This is a genomic window from Pengzhenrongella frigida (genome assembly GCF_004168625.1).
In the GTDB taxonomy this organism is placed as follows: Bacteria; Actinomycetota; Actinomycetes; order Actinomycetales; family Cellulomonadaceae; genus Pengzhenrongella; species Pengzhenrongella frigida.
On the sequence record NZ_SDWW01000013.1, the window covers coordinates 1 to 22,272 of the forward strand.

21 protein-coding genes and 1 riboswitch are annotated in these 22,272 nt (G+C 71.5%); of the genes, 14 read left to right on the top strand and 7 right to left on the bottom strand.

The genetic code is table 11. The annotated features are described in order from the left end of the window. A partial coding sequence (locus EUA98_RS19695; protein WP_207218996.1) for a hypothetical protein occupies window positions 1–251 on the bottom strand: 251 nt, incomplete at its 3' end. A 400-nt stretch (window positions 252–651) separates the two neighbouring features. Between EUA98_RS19695 and EUA98_RS06960 the strand changes: the two genes are divergently transcribed. Beyond that, complete coding sequence (locus EUA98_RS06960; RefSeq protein ID WP_130101955.1) at window positions 652–1,083, top strand: nitroreductase/quinone reductase family protein; 432 nt, start codon at window positions 652–654, stop codon at window positions 1,081–1,083. 89 nt (window positions 1,084–1,172) lie between these two features. Further along, window positions 1,173–1,895 (top strand): formylglycine-generating enzyme family protein, encoded by a 723-nt coding sequence (locus EUA98_RS06965; protein ID WP_130101956.1) that lies wholly within the window; start codon window positions 1,173–1,175, stop codon window positions 1,893–1,895. 1 nt (window position 1,896) lies between these two features. Here EUA98_RS06965 and EUA98_RS06970 read toward each other — a convergent pair whose 3' ends face one another. Continuing rightward, window positions 1,897–2,841: a hypothetical protein gene (locus tag EUA98_RS06970; RefSeq protein ID WP_130101957.1), complete on the bottom strand. Its 945-nt coding sequence runs from the start codon at window positions 2,839–2,841 to the stop codon at window positions 1,897–1,899. Next, a complete protein-coding gene (locus tag EUA98_RS06975; protein WP_130101958.1) occupies window positions 2,838–3,485 on the bottom strand; it encodes a SigE family RNA polymerase sigma factor in 648 nt (215 codons plus the stop codon). Before EUA98_RS06975 ends, EUA98_RS06970 begins: the two co-directional genes overlap by 4 nt. Before the next feature lie 303 nt (window positions 3,486–3,788). Here EUA98_RS06975 and EUA98_RS06980 point away from each other — a divergent pair, with 303 nt between their 5' ends. The 3 genes from EUA98_RS06980 (at window position 3,789) to EUA98_RS06990 (ending at window position 8,989) form a co-directional block, all read left to right on the top strand. Next, window positions 3,789–6,278 carry a glycoside hydrolase family 94 protein gene (locus tag EUA98_RS06980; RefSeq protein WP_130101959.1) on the top strand — a complete coding sequence of 830 codons (2,490 nt, stop codon included), beginning with the start codon at window positions 3,789–3,791 and terminating at the stop codon, window positions 6,276–6,278. Between the two features lie 153 nt (window positions 6,279–6,431). After that, window positions 6,432–7,514 (top strand): GNAT family N-acetyltransferase, encoded by a 1,083-nt coding sequence (locus EUA98_RS06985; protein WP_130101960.1) that lies wholly within the window; start codon window positions 6,432–6,434, stop codon window positions 7,512–7,514. Between the two features lie 65 nt (window positions 7,515–7,579). Then, entirely contained in the window at window positions 7,580–8,989 is a 1,410-nt protein-coding gene (locus EUA98_RS06990) for a methyl-accepting chemotaxis protein (RefSeq protein ID WP_130101961.1), read from the top strand. Between the two features lie 7 nt (window positions 8,990–8,996). Here EUA98_RS06990 and EUA98_RS06995 read toward each other — a convergent pair whose 3' ends face one another. Beyond that, complete coding sequence (locus tag EUA98_RS06995; RefSeq protein WP_130101962.1) at window positions 8,997–9,215, bottom strand: hypothetical protein; 219 nt, start codon at window positions 9,213–9,215, stop codon at window positions 8,997–8,999. Window positions 9,216–9,232: 17 nt separating this feature from the next. On the opposite strand from EUA98_RS06995, the gene EUA98_RS07000 reads away from it, so the two are divergent. From EUA98_RS07000 to EUA98_RS07025, 6 genes are all read left to right on the top strand, one after another. Further along, a complete protein-coding gene (locus EUA98_RS07000; protein WP_130101963.1) occupies window positions 9,233–9,934 on the top strand; it encodes a hypothetical protein in 702 nt (233 codons plus the stop codon). A 64-nt stretch (window positions 9,935–9,998) separates the two neighbouring features. Beyond that, a complete protein-coding gene (locus EUA98_RS07005) occupies window positions 9,999–11,648 on the top strand; it encodes an outer membrane protein assembly factor BamB family protein (RefSeq protein ID WP_130101964.1) in 1,650 nt (549 codons plus the stop codon). 112 nt (window positions 11,649–11,760) lie between these two features. Next, a complete protein-coding gene (locus EUA98_RS07010) occupies window positions 11,761–12,189 on the top strand; it encodes a pyridoxamine 5'-phosphate oxidase family protein (RefSeq protein WP_130101965.1) in 429 nt (142 codons plus the stop codon). A gap of 121 nt (window positions 12,190–12,310) precedes the next feature. Beyond that, the gene (locus EUA98_RS07015) at window positions 12,311–13,198 is read left to right on the top strand and encodes an ABC transporter ATP-binding protein (protein WP_207218997.1); all 888 of its coding nucleotides are present in this window, start codon (window positions 12,311–12,313) and stop codon (window positions 13,196–13,198) included. Beyond that, window positions 13,195–14,379: an ABC transporter permease gene (locus tag EUA98_RS07020; protein WP_130101966.1), complete on the top strand. Its 1,185-nt coding sequence runs from the start codon at window positions 13,195–13,197 to the stop codon at window positions 14,377–14,379. Before EUA98_RS07015 ends, EUA98_RS07020 begins: the two co-directional genes overlap by 4 nt. Before the next feature lie 20 nt (window positions 14,380–14,399). Continuing rightward, complete coding sequence (locus tag EUA98_RS07025) at window positions 14,400–15,443, top strand: ABC transporter permease (protein ID WP_165372744.1); 1,044 nt, start codon at window positions 14,400–14,402, stop codon at window positions 15,441–15,443. Window positions 15,444–15,470: 27 nt separating this feature from the next. On the opposite strand, the gene EUA98_RS07030 is transcribed toward EUA98_RS07025, so the two are convergent. Next, on the bottom strand, window positions 15,471–16,367 hold the full coding sequence (locus EUA98_RS07030; RefSeq protein ID WP_130101968.1) for a diacylglycerol kinase catalytic domain-containing protein: 897 nt from the start codon (window positions 16,365–16,367) through the stop codon (window positions 15,471–15,473). A 1-nt stretch (window position 16,368) separates the two neighbouring features. Next, window positions 16,369–17,346 carry an SPFH domain-containing protein gene (locus tag EUA98_RS07035; RefSeq protein WP_242511322.1) on the bottom strand — a complete coding sequence of 326 codons (978 nt, stop codon included), beginning with the start codon at window positions 17,344–17,346 and terminating at the stop codon, window positions 16,369–16,371. Between the two features lie 125 nt (window positions 17,347–17,471). Here EUA98_RS07035 and EUA98_RS07040 point away from each other — a divergent pair, with 125 nt between their 5' ends. The 3 genes from EUA98_RS07040 to EUA98_RS07050 all read left to right on the top strand — a co-directional run bounded on the left by EUA98_RS07040 (window position 17,472) and on the right by EUA98_RS07050 (window position 20,828). Further along, complete coding sequence (locus tag EUA98_RS07040) at window positions 17,472–18,194, top strand: NUDIX hydrolase (RefSeq protein ID WP_130101970.1); 723 nt, start codon at window positions 17,472–17,474, stop codon at window positions 18,192–18,194. A gap of 210 nt (window positions 18,195–18,404) precedes the next feature. Continuing rightward, window positions 18,405–19,841, top strand: a complete 1,437-nt coding sequence (locus EUA98_RS07045; RefSeq protein ID WP_207218998.1) for an amino acid permease — start codon at window positions 18,405–18,407, stop codon at window positions 19,839–19,841. Window positions 19,842–19,916: 75 nt separating this feature from the next. After that, a riboswitch (cyclic di-AMP (ydaO/yuaA leader) is annotated at window positions 19,917–20,048 on the top strand. 18 nt (window positions 20,049–20,066) lie between these two features. Beyond that, entirely contained in the window at window positions 20,067–20,828 is a 762-nt protein-coding gene (locus EUA98_RS07050; protein WP_130101971.1) for a C40 family peptidase, read from the top strand. Window positions 20,829–20,874: 46 nt separating this feature from the next. On the opposite strand, the gene EUA98_RS07055 is transcribed toward EUA98_RS07050, so the two are convergent. Further along, window positions 20,875–22,140: an ABC transporter substrate-binding protein gene (locus tag EUA98_RS07055; RefSeq protein ID WP_130101972.1), complete on the bottom strand. Its 1,266-nt coding sequence runs from the start codon at window positions 22,138–22,140 to the stop codon at window positions 20,875–20,877. Window positions 22,141–22,272 lie beyond the last annotated feature (132 nt).

Consider the following 22,272-nt stretch of genomic DNA (forward strand, 5'->3'; position numbering starts at 1 on the left):
AGCTCGTACGCCTCATCGAAGAGCGCCAACGCCCCCGCCCCCGCCAGATCCGCCGCCACCACCAGCGCCAACGCCTCCACCTGCACCCGCACCACCGCCAACCGCTCCGCCACCGACAGACCCTCCGGCAGCGGCGGCGAGGTGGGCGGGAGCGAGTGGCCGGGCCGGAGCGGCGAGGCAGGCGGGAGCGGCGAGGCGGGCGGCGCGAACGGCACCTCGGGCAACGAGCGCTCACCTTCATCGAAGTCCACCGCGCACCCCCTCTCACCGACGACCGCATCACCGCATCCACATTCGCGGCAATTCCTGTGCCCCAAACACTACCGACCGCCACTGACATTGCCGGTCGGCTGCCAACGTCGGGGTCGGGCATTCTCTGAAATGTCGCTGAATCTGTGGATGAGCATTCAGAACAATGACCTGTGCACGGGTCGATCGCCTTGAATAGGAGCGATGAGGACGGGTCGGTGAGGATAGGGAGGTGAAGACGGGGGCAGCAGGGAAAGAGCGTCGGAGGCCGGCGCTGTCGACCTGCCAGACCCCCTGCCTCGTCACCACCGTGGTCGATCGGGGTGCCCCACGTCGCGAGTCGACCGGCCACGCCTCCGCCCGACCGCTACGGTCGAACTCAGAGGCGATCAGGAGGCTGCGATGCCGAACGTCCAGACGAGCGTGCTGCGAACCGCTACGGCCCTGAGCAACCGGCTGTATCGGCGGTCCGGGGGCCGGTTGATGGGGAGCGTGCACGGCGTCCCGGTTCTGCTGCTCACCGTCGCCGATCGCACGACCGGGGTTCCGCACACCACCCCGGTGCCCTTCGTCCAGGACGGGAGCCGGCTGGTCGTCACGGGGTCGGCCGGCGGGAGTCCGGACGAGCCGCAGTGGTTCACGAACCTGCGGCACGCGCATCGCGCCGTGGTCGAGGTGGGCAAGAAGCGGTACGACGTCATCGTCTCGATCGTCGGGCCCGACGAGCACGAAGCGTTGTGGGAGCGAGTCCGGACCCATTCGCCGTTCTTCGCCGGCGACCAGAGCACGGTCGACCGCCAGGTCCCGATGGCAACCCTGACGCGGACCTGGTAGCGGCCGACGTCCAGCACGTCCAGCACGGTCGGCACGGTCGGCACCAGGTCGCTGATGTGCGCGGCTGCGTGCGCTAGGGTCGCGGACCCATGGACGCCACCGCAGGAGTCGAGCTGGTCGCCGTCCCGCCGGGGATCGTGACGCTCTCCGACCGGCGCACGCAGCACCGCTGGTCGATCGAGCTCGAGCCGTACGAGCTTTCCGTCTACCCGGTCACGCAGGCGCAGTATGCGCAGGTCACCGGCCTGCGCCCGAGCGCCGCGCCGGGCGGCGACCGGGTACCGGTCGCCGGCGTCTCGTGGTGGGACGCGGTCGCCTTCTGCAACGCCGCGTCCCGACTCGAGGGGCTGACCCCCGCCTACCGGCTCCCCACCACGGGCGATCTCCCCACCCCGGGCGATCTCCCCACCCCAGGCGATCTCGACGAGATCGGGTGGGACGTCTCCGCCGACGGGTACCGACTGCCGTCCGAGGCCGAGTGGGAGCACGCGTGCCGGGCAGCCACGACCGGCGCCCGGTACGGCGAGCTCGACGAGATCGCCTGGTATCGCGGCAACTCCGGCGAGCGGATCCACGACGTCGGCGGCAAGCAGCCCAACGCCTGGGGCCTGCACGACCTGCTCGGCAACGTCTGGGAGTGGTGCTGGGACCTCTACGACCCCGAGGTCTACGGCACCTACCGCGTGCTGCGCGGCGGCGGCTGGTTCGACGAGCACTGGAGCTGCCGAGCCTCGGTGCGGCGCCGCAGCCACCCGACCTTCCGGATCGACGACGTCGGCTTCCGCGTCGCGCGCTCCGTCGGGAGGGGCTGACTCAGCAGGTCGCCCAGGCGGTGCACCCGCTGCTCTCGAGGGTCGGCTCGATGGGCGTGTCGGTCGCGGGGCCCTCCTCGACCATGGTCGCGTGCGCGCCGTCCAGGCCCCGCTCCTCGAGCAGCCGGCCGTCGACCGGGTCGAAGACCATCACGAAGGTGCCGCCGAGGGCGTCGGTGTGCTCGAAGAGCGAGCCGGTCCGGCCGGCCGCGTCACTCACCCCGGGGGTGACCGAAGAGCTCGGCTGGGCGGCCATGACGGTCCACAGCGCCGTCCGCAACGCGGGCGAGGCGGGGGTACGGAGCAGGAGGTCGCGGGCCATGCTGACGACCTTGTCGTCGTCGGTGCCCACGCCGCGATCGGGCTCGACGCTGCCGCGGATCACGGCTTCCAGGGCCACGGGCTCGGTCGGCAGGGCGTACAGCGCGTCCCAGCCGATGAGCACCCAGGCGCCGTCGATCAGCAGGTTCCCCCATGCCCCTGGACCGACCCCCGACGCGTTCGCCAGATCGTCGTCGAAGACGAGCAGGCCGGGCTCGGTGTGACCGGCCCAGAACTCCATCCGCTCCACCTCGCCGGCGGCGTCGGTCGACTCCCAGATCGTGTGCCAGTACGGCGCGTCGGGCCAGCCCGGATCGACCGGCACGACGTCCACCAGGCTGAGATCCTCCGACGGGTCGGGGTCGGGGTCGGCACCGTCCTCCCCCGCCACCCGCAGGACTCCATTGCCGGCAGGGACGACGTCGGGCGACTGCCAGGGCTGAAGGGCGAGCGCCCAACCGGTCCCCGCCAGCACCAGGGTCACCGCAAGGCCGGCGCTCGTGCGGGTGGTCGCCCGGCGCCGACGCGCTCGCGACACGACCCGGGTGGTGTCCACCGTGAGGGCGGGACGGACCGCGTCGATCCGGTCGAGCAGATCGCGCGAGAAGTCGTCGCTGTGGGTCATGACCTGCTCCTTGGGTGTGGGGTTCCGGTGGTGTTCGCGGACGCGCTCTGCCTGGACTGGTCGAGCTCGCTGCGCAGGAGCGCCATCCCTCGCGACGCGGTCGACTTCACGGTGCCGACCGAGACACCGAGGTCCGCCGCGACCTCGCGCTCGGAGAGCCCGTCGAGGTGGCGCAGGACGACGATCCGTCGCTGCCGCGTGCTCAGGGTCGCCAGCGCCCGGACCAGCTGGTCGCGCTCCGCATGGCCCTCCGCGGCGCTGGCGACGGCGCCCTCGGGGACGTCCCGGGGATCCATCAGGACCTCCCGCCGACGCTTGCGCCACGTGTCGATCCGCAGATTCGCCAGGGTGCGACGCGTGTACGCCAGCGGATCACGCTGCCGCGCCGTCGACCACGACAGGTAGGTGCGCATCAACGCCTGCTGGACCAGCTCCTCGGCCCGGTGCTCGTCGCCGCACAGCAACCAGGCGGTCCGGGCCAGCCCGGGTGCGGCCCGCTCCATGAAGACGGTGAACTCGGCGTCGCGGTCGCCCGCACCAGCGGGGAGCCCGATCACCTCGGTGCCGACCGCCAGGCCGACCTCAGCGCCGACCTCCGTCGACTCCCCGTCAGGGGGCCCCTCTGCAGCTATCAGCACGCTCATGACTAGAACACGATCGGGCACACCCAAAGGTTGAGTCCTCGGCCGCGCCGCCCGAAGAGTCACCCGTTCAGCGCTCCAGGGCCCTCACAGCGGCCGATCGGGAGCGTTCTGACACCGCACTGATGCTCCTGGGTCGGGTTCGCGCTAGGATTTTGCCGGGCCGTGGGAGCGCTCCTACGCATCTGGCCCCGACACTGTTCTGAACGCACCACACTCGTCGAATGCAACAAGGACTCCGCACAGGTGCGGATGTCCGGCAGGACACGGAGCGCGACTGCGTCCGACCAACCCGGAAGGTGCTCCATGCGCTACGGCCACTTCGATGACGACGCACGCGAATATGTCATCACCACGCCCCACACCCCGTACCCGTGGATCAACTACCTCGGGTCCGAGCAGTTCTTCTCCCTGCTGTCCCACCAGGCGGGCGGCTACTCGTTCTACCGCGACGCGAAGATGCGGCGGCTGACGCGCTACCGCTACAACAACATCCCGTCCGACGCCGGCGGGCGGTACTTCTACATCAACGACGGCGGCGACGTGTGGACGCCGTCGTGGATGCCGGTCAAGGCCGACCTGGACCACTTCGAGTGCCGCCACGGCCTCGGCTACTCCAAGATCACGGGCGAGCGCGGCGGGCTGAGCGTCGAGTCGCTGTTCTTCGTCCCGATGGGTGAGAACGCCGAGGTGCAGAAGGTCACGCTGACCAACACCTCCGACGCGACCAAGTCCGTCACGCTGTTCTCGTTCGTCGAGTTCTGCCTGTGGAACGCCCAGGACGACCAGACGAACTACCAGCGCAACCTGTCCATCGGCGAGGTCGAGGTCGAGGCGTTCAACGGCACGAGCAGCGCGATCTACCACAAGACGGAGTACCGCGAGCGTCGCGACCACTACGCCGTCTACGGCGTCAACGCCGAGGCCGCCGGCTTCGACACCGATCGCGACGCCTTCGTGGGGGCGTACAACTCCCTCGGCGAGGCGGCCGTCCCGTTCGCCGGGAAGTCCACCAACTCGGTCGCGAGCGGCTGGTACCCGATCGCCTCCCACAGCCTCGAGATCACCCTCGAGCCGGGCGCGTCCACCAGCTACACGTTCGTCCTCGGGTACATCGAGAACCCGGACGAGGAGAAGTGGGTCCCCGCCGACGAGGCCGCCGGCATCAAGGCCCTGCAGGTCATCAACAAGACTCGCGCCCACGAGCTGCTCGCCCGCTTCGCCACCACGGAGCAGACCGACGCCGCCTTCGACAAGCTGGTCGCCCACTGGAACGAGCTGCTCTCCGGCTACTCCGTGACCAGCGGCGACTCCAAGCTCGACCGGATGGTCAACATCTGGAACCAGTACCAGTGCATGGTCACCTTCAACATGTCCCGCTCGGCGTCGTACTTCGAGACGGGGATCGGGCGCGGGATGGGCTTCCGCGACTCCAACCAGGACCTGCTCGGCTTCGTCCACCTCATCCCCGAGCGCGCCCGCGAGCGCATCCTCGACATCGCCGCCACGCAGCTCCCGGACGGCTCCGCGTACCACCAGTACCAGCCGCTCACCAAGCGTGGGAACGACGACATCGGGTCGGGCTTCAACGACGACCCGCTCTGGCTGATCCTCGGGGTCGCGGGGTACCTCAAGGAGACCGGCGACTTCGGGATCCTCGACGAGATGGTGCCGTTCGACAACGACGAGTCGCTCGCGGCCCCGCTGTTCGAGCACCTGACCCGCTCGTTCACGTTCACGGTGAACAACCTCGGTCCGCACGGGTTGCCACTGATCGGCCGCGCCGACTGGAACGACTGCCTCAACCTCAACTGCTTCTCCACGACGCCGGGTGAGTCGTTCCAGACCACCGAGAACCAGTCCGGCGGGGTCGCGGAGTCGGTCTTCATCGCGGCGATGTTCGTGCACATCGGCCCGGAGTACGCCGAGCTCGCCGAACGGCGTGGCATGCCCGACGTCGCCGAGGCGGCCCGGGCAGCCGTCGCCCAGGTGCGCGAGGCCACGCTCACGCACGGCTGGGACGGGGAGTGGTTCCTGCGGGCGTACGACTTCTACGGCAACAAGATCGGCACCGACTCCAAGCCCGAGGGAAAGATCTGGATCGAGCCGCAGGGCTTCGCCGTCATGGCCGGCATCGGCACCGAGGTGCCCGCCGACGGCGGCCCGAGCATCGCCGAGCGCGCACTGGAGTCGGTCAGCACGATGCTCGGCACGGACCACGGTCTCGTGCTGCAGTACCCCGCGTACCAGAGCTACCAGATCGAGCTCGGCGAGGTGTCCACCTACCCGCCGGGGTACAAGGAGAACGGTGGCATCTTCTGCCACAACAACCCGTGGGTGATCATCGGCGAGACCGTGGTCGGCAACGGTGCGCGCGCGTTCGACTACTACAAGCGCATCGCCCCGGCGTACCGCGAGGACATCGGCGAGGTGCACAAGCTCGAGCCGTACGTGTACGCGCAGATGATCGCCGGCAAGGAGGCCAGCCGCCACGGTGAGGCGAAGAACTCCTGGCTCACCGGCACGGCGGCGTGGAACTTCGTCGCGGTCAGCCAGCACCTGCTCGGGGTGCGGACCGACTACGACGCCCTCATCGTCGACCCGTGCATCGGGCCGGAGGTGCCGGAGTTCACCGTGCGCCGTCGGGCCCGCGGTGCGACCTACGTCATCACGGTGCACAACGGCGGCGGCAAGGGCGCGAGCTTGACCGTCGACGGCGTCCCGATCGAGGGCAACGCGATCCCGTACGCGCCCGCCGGGTCGACCGTGCAGGTCGAGGTCACCGTCACGGCCTGACCCGTCCGGCGCCCACCGAAGGGCCCGCGTGCTGCCGGCAGGCAGGGCGCGGGCCCTTCGTGTCTGTTGACGGGCGGAGCGCTCCTGACCCGCCGAGCTCTCCCCGGCCGGCGCAGCCTCGCCCCCGTGCCGGGGGTGCGGCAGACTCGTGGAGTGAATCTCGGATCCGACCCTGCACCCGTTCCCGCCCCGGACTACCCGGAGGTCGCGGCCACGGCCCTCCCGCCCGGCTGGGTCGCCGTCACCCCGCAGGCCGTCGACGCGGGCGACCTGCTCGCCCTGCTGCACCGGCACGAGCTCGTCGCGCACGGCAGCGCCTCGACCACCCGCGCCACCGTCGACGGCGACCTCAGCGCGGCGGGCCTGCAGACCCGCCGTCACCAGCTGCTCCGCGACGAGTCGGCCAGGGCACGGGCCTGGGCGACGATCTACGACCGGGCCGCGGGCCGCGTGCTGGTGTCCGTCGTGGTGGACCCCGACCTCGAGCCGCGCACGGCCGACCTGGTCGCCGACGCACTGTTCACCTGGGCGGCCTACGCCTCCGCCGACCTCGGGTTCGACCGCGGCCTGGCCGTCACCCAGATGGACAGCGGCGCCTTCGCCGACGACGCGCGGCAGCAGCGCTGGCTCGCCAACGCCGGCTTCACGCACACCCGGACCTGGTGGCAGATGAGCCGCCCGGTCACGCCGGCGGACGCCGCCCCCGAGGGTCGGTCCGAGCCGCACCCGGGCGTCGTCGTGCGCCGGGTCCGCCTGGCCGACGACGGACTCCCGGCCCAGGTCGACCTCATCACCGTGCACGACGTGCTCGAGGAGGCGTTCACCGACCACTTCAACCACCACGTCGAGACGTTCGACGAGTTCACCTCCCGGCTGCGCGAGGACCCGGGGCACCGCTGGGACCACTGGTGGATCGCCGAGCTCGTGGACGACTCGTCACCGGCCCCCCGGCCCGCCGGGGTGCTCGTCGGAGCCGTCTCCCCCGGCGCGGGCGACGCTCCGGACGGGAGCTACGTCGCCTACCTCGGTGTGCTGCAGTCCGCTCGTGGCCGGGGCGTCGCCCGGTCGCTGCTGACCGCGGTCGTCGTCGATGCCGCCGAACGCGGCCGTGACCGCGTCGGGCTCGAGGTCGACGCCGACTCCCCCACGGGCGCCGTCGACCTCTACACCTCGGAGGGTTTCCGCACGGCGTACATCACCCAGTCGTGGCACCGCGACCTTCCGGTGGGTTCCTGACCGAGCGACAGCCCTCACCGGGCACGCGTTTCGCTCAGCGGGGGCGCCGATCGGCCGATGGGGTCGTGAACCACGTCAGGATCGCCGCCTCGAAGGACACCCTCACCATGACGATGCCCACCCGGCCCACCCGTTCCGGCGCGATGAACCTGCTCCCGCTGGGGATACCGCTCAGCGACCAGCACTGGAACCAGCGCCACCGGCTCATCCTCGTCGTGCTCGCCCTGCACCTGCCGATCCTGGCCGCCCTCGCGGTCTTCGGCGGGCAGGGCACGCAAGCCGCGCACGGTGCCCATGGTGGCGGCGGGGGCGGCGGGATCAGCGCGATGGCCCTGCTCGAGTTCGGCGTCCTGGTCCTCCTGCCCGGCCTGATCGCCCTGGTGCCCGGCAACCGCACGCTCGCGTCCTCCGCTGCCGCCCTGGCCCTGCTCGGGACGTCAGCGACGATGGTCGAGCTGCTGGGGGGCGCGACGTCGGCCCACTTCAGCTTCTTCGTCAGCCTCGCGTTCATCGCGCTCTACCAGAGCTGGCCGGTCTACCTGCTCGCCGTGGCCTTCACCGCGATCCACCACGTCGCGATGGCCCTGTGGATGCCGATGAACCTGTTCACCCCGGGCTCTCCAGAGGCATCGAACCCCGTGATGTGGGCCCTGGTCCACGCGGTCTTCATCCTCGCCGGGGCCGCGGGCCAGGTCACCTTCTGGCGGTTCGCGGAGGCGTCGCAGATCGACGCCGCGGAGGCCGAGACCCAGGCCAAGAACGTGCTGGCGGAACAGCTGCTCAGCGAGCAGGAGGGAACCCTGTCGCGCGAGACGGCTGCGCGCGAGATCGCGGAGGCGCTCGACCAGCAACGCGCGGACCGCGCAGGCATCGACGCCCAGCTGGAGGTCCTGTCCGGGGCGACCCACACCGTCTCGGGTGGCGTCTCGGCGGCGGCCGAGGCCGTCAGCTCGATCGACACGGCGATCCGGGAGATCTCCGGGAACGTCACGAGCGCGTCGACCGTCGCGGGCGGCGCGGTGGGCCTGGTCCGCGAGACGAGCGACGCCATCGCCCAGCTGAGCAGCGAGGTGGAGCAGATCGGCCGCCTCGTCGACGCCATCGCCGGCATCGCCGCCCAGACGAACCTCCTGGCCCTCAACGCGACCATCGAAGCCGCCCGGGCCGGCGACGCCGGGAAGGGTTTCGCGGTGGTCGCGGCCGAGGTCAAGACCCTCGCCCGGGACACGGCGACCGCGACCGAGACGATCGGGGCCCTCTCGCTGCGCATCCAGACGGAGACCGACTCGGCGCTGGCGTCGATGGTCCAGGTCTCGTCCGTGATCGAGCAGATCAACGGGTACACCACGAGCATCGCCGCGGCGGTCGAGGAGCAGTCGGCCACCACCGCGCTGACGCGGGCGACCTTCGCCGACGTGGCCGAGGGCGCCACGAACATCGCCTCGGCGGTGCAGGAGCTGGCGAGCCGGACCTGAGCACGGCTCAGTCAGCCCAGCCGCGCGGCCCGTCGTCCGGGAGCGCAGCCGGGAGCCTGCCCGCGAGCGCGTCGGGGGCAGGTTCGGGCGCGAGGCGCGCGTGCAGCTGCTCGCGAATCTCCTCGGGGGTGTAGGCGCGACGGCGCCGGTCCGAGCGCGCCACCAGCACCCCCGTGGCGGCCACGCCCGCGAGCCCTGCCACGCCCAGCACTTTCCACCAACGCATGGTGGCAGGCTACAGCGGTGCCCCCGACGCCGATCGACCTCGACACGGCCCTCCACCAGACCCGGACCGGGGACGTGTGGCTGTTCCGGGGCCACGCGATCGCCGACCGCGCGATCCAGCTGACGACCAACAGCCCGGTCAACCACGTGGGCATGTCGGTGGTCATCGACGACCTTCCCCCGCTGATGTGGCACGCCGAGCTCGGCCAGTCCCTGCCGGACCTGTGGTCGGGCACCCACCACCGGGGCGCGCAGCTGCACGACCTGCGCGAGGCCGTCGTCGTGTGGGGCAACCGGTACGGCCAGCGGGCCTGGCTGCGCCAGCTCGACCCGGCCTTCGACCGCGAGATGGAGGACGCCGTCCTGCGCACGGTCGCCCGCCTGGACGGCACCCCGTTCCCGTCGACCGCGCGGCTCGCCTCCCGCTGGGCGGGTGGCCGGCTCCCCCGGCTCCCGCGGTTCCACCCGGTCGCACCCCCGGGGGACCTGGAGACCGCCTACTGCGCGGAGATCGTCGCCCTCACCTACGAGGCGGCCGGCCTGCTGCCGGTGGGGCGCCGGCCGAACTGGTACGACCCGGGCAAGTTCTGGAGCGGCGACGGGCTGCCGCTGTCCGCGGGGGCCCGGCTCGGCGAGGAGATCGCCGTGCAGATCCCGTCGACCGAGCATCACGAAGCGTCCCCGAGCGAGGCATCCCCGCGCGCTGCCGAAAGCAGGTGAACGGGGCCTCGTCGCACCGTGAATGACCCCACCGGGAACGGTCCGCGCTGAGTAGGGTCGCGGGATGGGGCCATCGCGACGGGGCATGCAGGACGTCGTCCTGGTCGAAGCCGGCGCCCAGGACGTCGTCCTGGGTGAAACCAGCACGGTCGCCGACCCGTCCGGCCAGCCCGATCCCGGGACGCCTGGCCCCGAGCCCGCATCGCGGCCCGGGGCAGCCCGGGGGTGGCGGCCCCGTTCGCGCTGGTGGTGGACGGCGATCGCGGGCACGGCGATCCTCGTCGTCGCCGGCACCGTGGTGACGAACGTGCGCGAGAGCCGGCGCATGTCCGCCCTCGCCGGTGTGCCGGGAATCCTCGCCCCTCTCGACGGCCCCCTCACCGAGACGTGGCGTACCGGGGACGTGATGATCGCGGGCGTGTCCGGGTTCGCCGGGAGGCTGCTCGTGACGGAGATCGCTCCGGACGGGAGGGTGGACGTCGTCGCCCGCGAACCGGAGACGGGCGAGGAGGCCTGGCGCGTCGTGGCCAGCCCGGCCCCGGACCCGGAGGCGACCCTGAACGGCACCTTCCTCTCGGGCAACAGCAGCACCTGCACCCTCCCCCAGGTGCCGCCGACAGCGACGGCAGCGGCCCGGTCGCGGCCCGTCGAGGACGCGGCCACCGGGGTGGTCGCGTGCGTGGTCGTCGACGAGACCTCCACCTGGACGGACGACGCGTTCGGGGAGTCGATCTTCCCCGTCCGGGCCCACCTGCTGATGATCGATGCGATCACAGGTGACGTGCTCTCGGAGCGCCCGACCGACCCGACCACCAGCGTCGCACTGCTCGGGTCGGAGGTCGTGACGGCCCGGTTCGACGAGGCCGGCCACCTGGAGGTGACCTGCGGCGATGCGCTCGGCACCACGTCCCGGTGGACGTTCACCAGCCCGGACCCGGTGGGCGAGCAGGACGTCGGGCAGCGGTCGCTGTGGGTCTGGAGCGTCGAGGGCCGCCTCGTCGTCAACGCGTTGAGCAACGCCATGTCGGCCGGCGGCGGGTACACCAACAGCACCAGCTGGCTGCTCTCGGCCGACGGGGACGTGCTCCGGTCCCAGACCGACCCGATGGGGGGCGGCTTCAACCTGCTCGCCGGGGGTTCGATGATTGCCGAGTCGACCATGACCGCGGCGGGTGAGGCGACCACCACGATCACGGATGTCGCCTCCGGCCGGGAAGTCACCGTCGACGCCTTCCCCGCGGGCAGCACGCCCGACGACGGCTCGCTCCCGGGCGTCCTGCTGCTGCAGTCCGCGGACAACGAGACCCTGATCGGCTACGACCTGGCGGCCGACCGCGCCCGCTGGGAGGCTCCCGGCGCCGGGCCCGGCGGCAGCATCAGCACCCTCATCATCGACGGACGGATCGTGCGCTCCGACCAGAAGGGGCTCACCGCGATCGACGGGCGAACCGGTGAGACCGTCTGGACGACCCCGCTCACCGCGGAGATGGGCTCGATCGCCACGGACGGACGGCTCGTCCTGGTCGCGCAGAACAGCTCCACCGACGGCGAGGGGCAGGTTCTCACCGCCTACGGCTTGGACGACGGCCGCAAGCGCTGGGAGACCCCGCTCCCCGGCAAGCTCTGGCTCATGGCAGTCGACGGTCGGCTCTACGGCCAGCTCTACGGCGAGCTCTACGGCCAGTCCGGCAACAAGCTCGTCGCTCTGGGGTAGCAGCACCCCCCGCACCACCCAGGAGGCGGGCGGGGCCAGACTCGGTCAGACTCCGTCCAGAAGACACCGCACTCGAGGAGACACCGCGCCGAACGGCCACAGGGAGCCCACCATGCAGGACGAGCGACTGACCGTGATCGACCCGGACGAGTGCGCCTCCCTCCTGAGAGGGAGCCACCTCGGCCGGATCGCCCTGACGGACGGGGACCTGCCGATGATCCTGCCGGTCAACTTCGTCGTCGACGACGGCGACGTGGTCTTCCGCACGAGCTCGGGCAGCCTGCTCGCCGCGGCGGTCGCGCGGGAGCCGATGGCGTTCGAGATCGACGGCATCGAGGCCCGCACCCGGACCGGCTGGAGCGTGCTGGTGCGCGGGCACGCCCAGGAGGTCACCGATCCGGCTGAGGTCGTGCGCCTGGAAGAGCTGGAGCTGGTCCCGTGGGCGCCCGGGGACCGGCCGCACTACATCCGGGTGAGCGCGGCGCAGACGTCCGGCCGGCGCATCACGGTGCCACCTGTCCCTTCGGAGTACTGGGGCTGACGACCGCGTCGGCGCGGACGACCGCTCCGTCCAGGTGGCGGGGCCCACGGCAGGCGTGTGTCCACGAGTAGTCGGGTAGTGGGTTCGGCGCGGGTATTGAATGAGAGGAGCGCCGCCACCCGTGCGCGCGACGAAGGGCACCACGATGACCGGACCGGCGATCAGCGTCTCGGGTCTGCGGTTCACCTACGGCGCCCTGGAAGCGGTGAAGGGGATCTCGTTCGACGTCGCCCCCGGCGAGATCCTCGGCTTTCTCGGGCCGAACGGTGCCGGCAAGTCCACCACGATCAAGATGCTCACCGGTCAGCTGCGGCCCAGCGGCGGCGGGGCCCGCGTGCTCGGGATCGACGTCAGCACGGACGACCCCGAGCTGCAGGCGCGCATCGGCGTGTGCTTCGAGGAGAAGAACCTCTACCTGAACATGTCGGCCAAGGAGAACCTGGAGTTCTTCGCCTCCCTGTACGGGATCAAGGACCCCGACGCCGACGGCGTGCTGCGCCGGGTCGGTCTCGCGGACCGCGCGTCGGACCGGGTGAAGACGTTCTCCAAGGGCATGCGCCAGCGGATGATGATCTCCCGGGCGTTCATCAACTCCCCCGACGTGCTCTTCCTCGACGAGCCCACCGACGGCCTCGACCCGGCGACCGCTGCGGCGATCCGCACGACCATCCAGGAGGAGGCCGACCGGGGGGTCGCGGTGCTGCTCACCACCCACGACATGTTCGAGGCCGACCAGCTCTCGGACCGGGTGGCGTTCCTCAACGCCGGCGAGATCGTCGCGCTGGACACCCCCGAGAACCTCAAGCTCCGGTACGGCTCGCGCTCGGTGAAGGTGCGGCTGCGCGAGGGGGACGGGATCCGCGAGGAGACCTGGCCGCTCGACGACGCTGCCGCCGCGACCCGGCTCGGCGCGCTGATGACCTCGCCCGACCTCCTCACGATGCACACCGAGGAGGCGACGCTCGAGCACATCTTCATCCGGCTCACCGGCAGGGGGCTCGCGGGATGAACCGCCGGGTGACCCGCGCCGCGCTCGTCGCGTCGATCGTCCGCAAGGACTTCCGCGAGTTCTCCCGAGACACGCTGTACATCTTCCTGTCCGTGCTCGGGCTCGTCTTCTTCGCCCTGACCTACTACCTCGTCCCCGACACGGTCGACGAGACGATCACCCTCGGCATCCACCAGACCGGCCTGGACGAGCTCGTCGAGGAGTTCCAGACCGGCGCGGACGCGGCCGACGGGCTCGACGTCGTGTCGCTGGACACCGCCGACCACCTCGCGGCTGCCGTGGCGGGCGACCTCGCTGTGTACGAGACCGACGCGGGCGACGTCGTGCTCGTGGGGGCGGGCGCCGAGGCCGAGGCACCGGCGGGAGCGACGAGGCGCGACGTGACGGTCGGGATCAGCTTCCCCGACCGGTTCGTGGCGTCGATGGTCGACGGCGAGCGCCCGACGGTCACCGTCTACACCGGAACCGCCGTCCCGCCGGAGGTCGCGGGCGCGATGACGAGCTTCGTCCGGGAGATCGCCTACTCGCTCACGGGTCACGAGCTGCCGGTGGCCGAGCCCGACGCCGTCGTCCTCGGGCCGGACCGGGCCGGCGACCAGGTCTCCCTGCGCGACCGGCTCCGCCCGATGCTCGTGTTCTTCGTGCTCATGATCGAGACGTTCGCGCTGTCGTCCCTCATCGCCAGCGAGGTTCTCAACCGCACCGTCACGGCCGTGCTGGTGACGCCCGCCCGCGTCGGCGACTTCCTCGCCGCCAAGACGATCTACGGCACGATCCTCACCGGCGGCCAGGCCCTGATCCTGCTCGTCGTGCTGCGCACGCTCACGACCGCGAGCGCGGGCCCGCTGCTCGTGACGGTGCTGCTCGGCGCCGTGATGTTCACCGGCATCGCGATGATCACCGGATCGGCAGGGAAGGACTTCATCGGCACGCTGTTCTACAACATGATCTTCATCCTGCCGCTGCTGATCCCGACCTTCTCCGTGCTGTTCCCGGGGACGGCCGCCCCCTGGGTGCAGGTGATGCCGTCCTACCCGATCATCGACGCCCTCACCCGGGTCACCACCTACGGCGCCGGCTGGTCCGAGGTCACCGGCAGCCTCCTGCTCGCCCTGGGGTGGGTCGCGGTGATCTACGCCGGCGGCCTGCTGGTGCTGCGTAGACGGGTGCAGCGGCTGTGAGCCTGTCGAGGATCTGGACGGTGCTTCGCAAGGACCTGGCGCTCGGGCCGCGGTCCCCGTTGTTCCTGTACGCGATCACGCTGCCGGTGGTCCTCACCGCCGTCTTCCAGCTGGCGTTCGGCTCCCTGTTCGAGCCCGAGCCCCGGCTGGCGATCGTGGACGACGGCGGCTCGGCGCTGACCGCGGCGGTCCAGGACCGCGGCGGGATCGAGCTCACGGTGCTCGACGGCGCCGCCGAGCTGCGGCGGGCGGTGGAGGCGAACGACGTCGACGTCGGCCTGGTCCTGCCGGCCGGGTTCGACGAGGCCGTCCGCTCCGGCGAGCAGCCGCCGCTCGAACTGTACGTCAGCGGCGAATCCTACGCCTCGAACCGGGCGATCCTCAGCGTCACGATCCTCGATCTCGTCCGGGAGATCGAGGGCGGGACGCCGCCGGTCGCCGTGCAGCTCCGCCAGTCGGGCGAGGCCGGACTGCCCCTGGCGATCCGGCTCGTGCCCGTGCTGGTGATGTACGCGCTGTTCGTCGCCGGCGCCTTCCTGCCCGCCTCGAGCCTGGTCGACGAGAAGGTCCACGGGACCCTCACGGCCCTGCTCGTCACCCCCGCGAGGATGAGCGAGATCGTCACCGCCAAGGCTGCGCTGGGTGCGCTGATGGCGTTCGTGATGTCGATCGTCACGTTGCTGCTCAACGACTCGCTCGGCGGCAACTGGCCCGACGTGCTGGCGGTCGTGCTGCTCGGCGCCGTGTTCGCTTCGCTCCTGGGCCTGATCATCGGCCTGCTCGCCAAGGACGGCGCGATGCTCTTCACCATCATGAAGAGCAGCGGCATCCTGCTGTTCGGACCGGTCATCTTCTACCTGTTCCCCGACTGGCCGCAGTGGATCGCCCGGATCTTCCCCACCTACTGGGCGATCGATCCGATCTGGCGGGTGGCGGTGCTCGGCGACGGGCTGGGCGACGTGTGGGGGTCGATGGTGATCGCCGTCGGCCTCGGCCTCGTGCTCGTCGCGGTGGTCGTCCGGCTCTCTCGACGCACGCTCGCCCAGCTGGGCACGGCGGCGTAGGGGTCGACCGCGCTACGCCGACCGACCTCAGCCGACGAGCTGCAGCGTCCGGGGCGAGAGGGCGACGGCGACCGTCTGGCCCCAGGTGGCGGTGAGCCGGTCGGCCTCGAGCCCGTCGCCGAACACCACGAGCGCATCGGACTCGACCACGAGGCCGACGGTCTCGCCCTCGGCGAGCAGCCCGTCGGTGAGCGACACGCCGGTCGCCGGCGACGGCCAGGCCTCGCGCACGAACCACGCCAGGGATCGGTCGTGGATCCCGGGCAGCGCCGGCGACTCGCGCCGTTCCCGCTGGATCGAGGCTGCCCAGCCGGTCGCCCCCGTGCCGCTGGCCACGATCAGGCCCGACGACGAGTGCCGCTCCGACGCCTCGGTGGCGAGCACGACGAGCCGGTAGCGGGCGGACTGGTGGCTGGGGTGCCCGATGAAGACCTCGTTGAGGGCGTCGAGGTGCTGGCCGTCATCGAGCGTGGCGCGAACCATCGCGCGCTCCTGCACCGGCGCACGGCCGGCCGCCACGGCGCGGAGCAGCCGGGCCGCGGCGGCCGGCCGGTGGGTCACGAGGACCCCGGCGTTGCGGCCCGGTTCGGGATCGATCCCGATCAGTCGCTGGCCGTCGAGGTACTTGGCCGTGTTCGCGACAAGGCCGTCCTGCCCGACGACGACGCACACGTCGTCGGGCTCGAACCCGAACCGGTGCAGGTCGGTCCGCTCGACGTCGCCGCGCCGCCATTCCGCGGGGATCGCGGCGCGCACCTGGCGCAGCGCGTCCTGCTGGGCGTCGTGGCGGTCCTGCTCCGCCGCGAGCGTCCGCCCCCGGGTGCGCAGGAAGAACTCGGCCTGCCCTCGGGTGCCGTGCCGGTCGAGCAGCTCGTCGAGCTCCGTGCGGCGGTGCGCCACCACCACGCGCGGGACGAGTGCCATCTCACGCCTGCTTCGAGCCGACCAGGCCGGCCAGCACACCGGTCACCAGATCGGGGGTGATCGTCAGGTTGGCGATGTTCGGCAGGTGCCCGGCGAGGTCGCGGACCGCGATCGTGGCGAGCACGGTGCTGTCCACCCCGGCGTACGCGGCCACCCGGGCGGCCTCGGCGGCGGCCTGGGCCTCGCCGACGACCCGTGCGCTGTGGGCGTCCGCCTCCGCGACCAGGCCCTGCCGCTCGGCGGCACCGTTCGCCGCGATCAACGCCGCGGCCGCGGCCTCCTCGGCGCGCGTGCGCGCGTTGGTGCCCTCCTGGGTGACCAGCACCTGCTCGCGCACGGCGAGCTCGATCCGGTTGGCCAGCTCGTTCTCGGCGATCGCCCGCTCGCTCTCCACGGCCAGCGCGCGCCGCTCGAAGGTGGACTTGTCGGCCTCGGTCTGCGCCTGCTCGCGGGCGGGGGTCTGCAGGAATCGCTCCATGTCCGCGTCCGCCCGCACCGACCTGACCCGCGCACCCAGCACCGCGATGCCGGTCGAGGCCAGCCGCTCGTCAGCCTGCAGCCCCTCGGTGATGGTCAGCCGCAGGGCCCCACCGCCGGCGACCACCGCCTCGCGCAGCGTCATGGTGGCCATGGCGTCCATCACCTGACCGGTGGCGAGCTCGGTCAGGATGTGGGCGACCTGCTCCAGCGGGGTACCCGTCCAGACCCCGGAGTCGGGGTCGATCGCGAAGTCCAGCCGGCCGGCCACCAGCGCCGGGTCGGCGAACCGGAAGCTCACCGTGACCTGGACCGCCACGTCCTGGAAGTCGGCGGTCCGGGCGTGCGCCACCATCGGCAGCTCGCGGTCGTCGACCGGGATCTCGCTGATCACCGCGGACAGGGGGCGGAACCAGAACGCGAGACCTGCGCCGGTGTGCCGGACCCGTCCGGCGTTGAGGTGCAGCACGTGGGAGGTGGTCGCCGTGCGCAGGTGCCGCACGAACGGGTACCGCTTGATGGTGGCCTTGAGCTGTCCTCGGGTCCGTCAGGAATCATCAGTTATCGTCAAAGTGACTATAACTTCCCGCTCTTGTTCTCGTCAAGGTGACGAGATAATGTCGGGGCGTGCCCCCCTCCACCCGCCCCGCCGACGACCTCGCCGGCTTCCCGCCGGTCGCCGCGACGGTCGACCTGGTCGCGCTCACCGTCCGCGACGACGCGCTGCAGGTGCTGGTGGTCACCCGGACCGGGGACCCGCACGCCGGCGAGCTCGCGCTGCCCGGCGGCTTCGTCCACCCGGACGAGGACCTGGATTCCGCCGCCGCGCGCGTCCTGGTCGAGGAGACCGGGATGCGTCGACCCCCGGGCCACCTCGAGCAGCTCAAGACGTACGGCGCGCCGAACCGTGACCCGCGCCTGCGGGTGGTGTCGGTCGCCTACCTCGCCATGGCCCCCACCCGGCTGGATCCCCGGGTGCGCGGGGACGCCGCGGTCGCGGCCTGGGTGCCGGTCGAGCGAGCCCTGACCGCCCCCCTCGCGTTCGACCACACCACGATCCTCACGGACGCGATCTCCCGGGCTCGCTCCAAGCTCGAGTACACGTCCCTGGCGGCCGCCTTCTGCGGCCCGGAGTTCACCGTCTCGAACCTGCGCCGGGTCTACGAGGTGGTGTGGGGCGTGCGGCTCGACCCGCGCAACTTCCACCGCAAGGTCTCCAGCACCCCGGGCTTCATCATCGACACCGGCCACACGGTCATCGACGGCCCTGGACGCCCGGCCGCGCTCTACCGGCGCGGGCCTGCGACCATGCTCGTGCCGCCCCTGACGCGCGAGCAGCCGGACACCTGACCGCCCCGACAAAGGCAACCCATTGCCCCATTCATTTCTCAATTGAATGGGCATCCGGTGCAGATCATCGGAATACCTGATTTGACATCGGGCACATTGGAACTTATAGTCACAATTCACCCATGGGCGCCTTGACGGCCATTTCTGGCGGGCGCAGTCCGGTCCTGACGACGTGGATTCACCTTGTCCTCGTCCCACCCGGAAAGCACGGTGGTCCCTGTCAGTACCAGCCCCGCGGAGCGCACGCTCACGCTCCCGCAGTCGACCGCGCTGATCATGGGCAGCATCATCGGCGTCGGCATCTTCTCGCTCCCGTACTCCTTCGCGTCCTACGGGCCGATCAGTCTCGTCGCCATGGGCCTGGCCACCGTCGGCGCGGTCGCGCTCGCGCTCATGTTCGCCGTGATGTCACGCCGCCTGCCGGCAGCCGGCGGACCGTACGCGTACGCCCGGGCGGGCTTCGGCAATGCCGTTGGGTTCGCCAACGCGTGGTCGTACTGGATCGCCACCTGGGCCGGGAACGCCGCTATCGCCGTCGGCTGGGTGTACTACGTCGAGCATTTCGTGAACCCCGGCGGCGCGGTGGGCGGGTCCATCGCGATCGCCCTCGTGGGCCTGTGGGTCCCGGCCGCCGTCAATCTCACCGGGGTCCATCACATGGGCCGGGTCCAGGTCTGGACCACCGTCTTGAAGTTCGTCCCGCTGGTCATCCTCAGCACGTTCGGCCTGTTCTTCATCAAGGCCGGGAACTTCGTGCCGTGGAACCTCAGCGGGGACAGCAGCCTGTCGGCGATCGGCGGCGCGATGGCGATCGCGCTGTTCAGCTACCTCGGCGTCGAGACCGCGGCCGTCGCCGCCGCCAAGGTCCGCGACCCGGAGCGCAACGTCGCCCGAGCGACCATCTTCGGCACGCTGGCCAGCGCCGTGGTCTACCTGCTGTCGATGGTTGCCGTGTTCGGCATCGTGCCCGCCGACGCGCTCGCGCTCGACGCCAACAAGGCGTCGTACTCGGTCGCGGCCAACCTCGTCGCCGGCGGTGGGTCCTGGGCCGGCAACATCGTCGCGTTGGCCGTGGTCGTCTCCGGCCTCGGCGCCCTGAACGGCTGGACCATGATCACCGCCGAGGTGCCGTTGGCCGCCGCGCAGGACGGCCTGTTCCCGTCCCGGTTCAGCCGCCTGTCGTCGCGCGGGGTCCCGGCGTTCGGCATCGTGTGCTCCACGGCGCTCGCCTCGGTCGCGGTCGTCATCGGCTACATGGGAACCAGCGGCTCGACGGTCTTCACCACCCTGGTGCTCATGGCGGGGATCTCTGCGGCCGTGCCGTTCGCGTTCTCGGCCCTGGTCCAGATCACGTGGCGCTGGCGGGACGAGCGCGGACAGGACCACGGCTCGCGCCGCAGCGCCCGGTTCGCGCTCGACGTGTCGGTCGCGGTCGTCGCGCTGATCTTCTCGATCGCGTTCCTGTTCTACTCCCGCAACACCGGCAGCACCTGGTATGTGGTCTGGGGCCCGTACCTGATGGCCGGTGGCGCGTTCGCCGTCGGGATCCCGGTGTACCTCGCCCGACGAGGACGGCTGACCCCGGCCGTGCCCGCGCGGGCCTTGGCGGACGGCGAATATGTCACGGTTGGGTCACGGTCGCGTTAGGATCGACCGCTCCCGGGGATCGTCGCGGGTGCGCCCGAGGTGGATCGCCAAGTCCTGCCACCACCGACGGCTCCACGAATACCGCTGGCAGGAGCGGGGGAACCAAGCACGACGGGCATCGCCAGACGGTGTCCTTGGGGTGAAGCCGATCGGAACCTCGACCGGCCGGGCGCATCTCCCGCCCGAACCCGACAGCTCACCCCGCAGGCGGCTGGAGAGGCCCCCATGCCCGAGAGCTCACTGCCCGTCCGCCACCGCGCGGCAGGCCGCCCCACCACCGCGCTGACCGACCTGGCGCACACCGCCAGCGGATCGGTCGCGCGCGCCGGACGCCGGACCGCCGTCGTCCTCGCCGGATCCGGGCTGCTCGCGTCGGTGTTCGCGGCGCCCGCCGGCGCCACCCCGTCGGCCGTGACCGTCGACTCGGTCGCCACCGTCGACTCGGCCGCCACCGTCGACACGTCCGGGCTGACGGCAGGCGCGCGGGCCGCCCTGCTCACCGCCCCGGTCGTGATCGTGCCGACCGACGTCGCATGGACGCTCGACGTCCCGGCGCTCACCGTCGTCGCCGACCCCGAGCCCGAGCCAGAGCCCGAACCGGTCCGCGCGACGCCGACGGCCAGCACGCCCGTCGGCGCCGACGCTCCGTCGAGCGCGAACGGCAGCTCCGTGATGGAGATCGCCTCCCGGTACCTCGGGGTCCCGTACCTGTGGGGCGGCGGCACGCCGAGCGGCTTCGACTGCTCGGGCTTCACGTCCTACGTGTGGGCGCAGCTCGGGGTCACGCTGCCGCACTCCTCGGCGTCCCAGCGCAGCTCCGGCACCGTCGTGTCACGCGCCGACGCGCAGCCGGGCGACCTCATCGTCACGCCCGGCCACGTCGCGCTCTACGCCGGCGACGGCATGCTCATCGACGCGACCCCCGGCAGCGTGATCCGGTTCCACAAGGTCTACCAGTCGAACCCGGTGTTCATCCGCGTCGGCTGACCCGCGGTGCGACCGGGGCGACCGATCGCCTCAGGGGTCGCGAGCCTCAGGGGGTCGCCGCGTCGGCGAGCGCGGCCTGATAGGTCGCCAGGTCCGACCCGCCGGCGGTGAAGGTCGCGGTCGCGGCCGTGATCGCCTCGAGCACGGCGTTCGAGGTCGCGGCCCCGTGGGTGAGCGACGGGACGATGCGGTCCCGCCCGAACGCCCGGATGGACGACTGCTGGTAGGAGCTGAAGTCCGCCGGATCCGCGTCGCTGCGCGCGGGGATCGACCCCTTGGCCCGGTTGAATGCGGTCTGGCCCTCGACCGAGCCCACGGTGTCGAGCCAGGCCGCCGCACCCGCCCGATTCTTCGCGCCCATCGGCAACGTGAACGAATCCGCCAGGAAGCCGAAGATCCCGACCGTGCCGGGCACCGGGAAATAGGAGAAGTCGACGCCGGGAACCTCGCCGTGCTCCTCGAAGGCCGCCACCGCCCAATCGCCCATCACGGTGAACCCGGCGGCCCCGTCGATCACCTGCTGGGTCGTGTCCGGCCAGTCCAGGTCGTCGCGATCCGCGGGGGCATAGCTCATCAGCGTCTGGAAGTCGGCCAGCGCGGCCGTGACCTCCCGGCCGGACCAGTCGGTGGTGCCGGTCCACAGACCCTCATACCGCTCCGCCCCCAGGTCGGCCATGAGGACGGTCTCGAGCAGGTTGACCTGCGTCCAGGTGGTGCCGACCGCGAGCGCCGTCCGGCCGCTCGCCCGCACCGCGTCGAGCGCGGGGAACCACGCGGCGATGCTGCCGTAGGTCGCGTTCGGGTCGACGCCCGCCGCGGCCAGCACGCCAGGGTTGGCCCACACCATGTTGGACCGGTGGATGCCCGCAGGCACCGAGTAGATCTTGCCGTCGACCTGGAGCAGCCGGATCAGGTCGGTCGGGAACGCTCTGCGGAGGCCGAAGTCGTCGTACAGCGCGCTGACGTCCTCGAGCTGCCCGGCGGTGATGTAGTCGGTGAGCTCCGCGCCGGCATGGGCCTGGAAGGTGTCCGGCGGGTCGCCGGCGAGCAGCCGGGTCTTGAGCTGACGCTTGGCGGCGGTACCCGCACCACCCGCAACCGCCCCGCCCTCGAAACTGTGCTCGGGGTGCTGCTCGTCGAAGACCCCCACCAGGGCGTCCAGGCCGCGCTTCTCTGAGCCGGCCGCCCACCAGGTGACGACCTCGACCGGTCGGTCCGGGGAGGGCTGCGCGCCCGGGGCCACGTCCCCGGTGCAGGCCACCAGGACGACGGCGGCAGCCAAAACGGCGGATATCGCCACAAGGCGCCGCATCAATTCTCCTCGGAACATCATTGTCAGGACAGCCATTCTACCCGGACGGCGTGGATTTCATGGGTGCTGCGCCGTGTGAAAGAGCATTCCTGCAATATCGCTCACCTGACGGCGCACGATGCCGATGAAGGA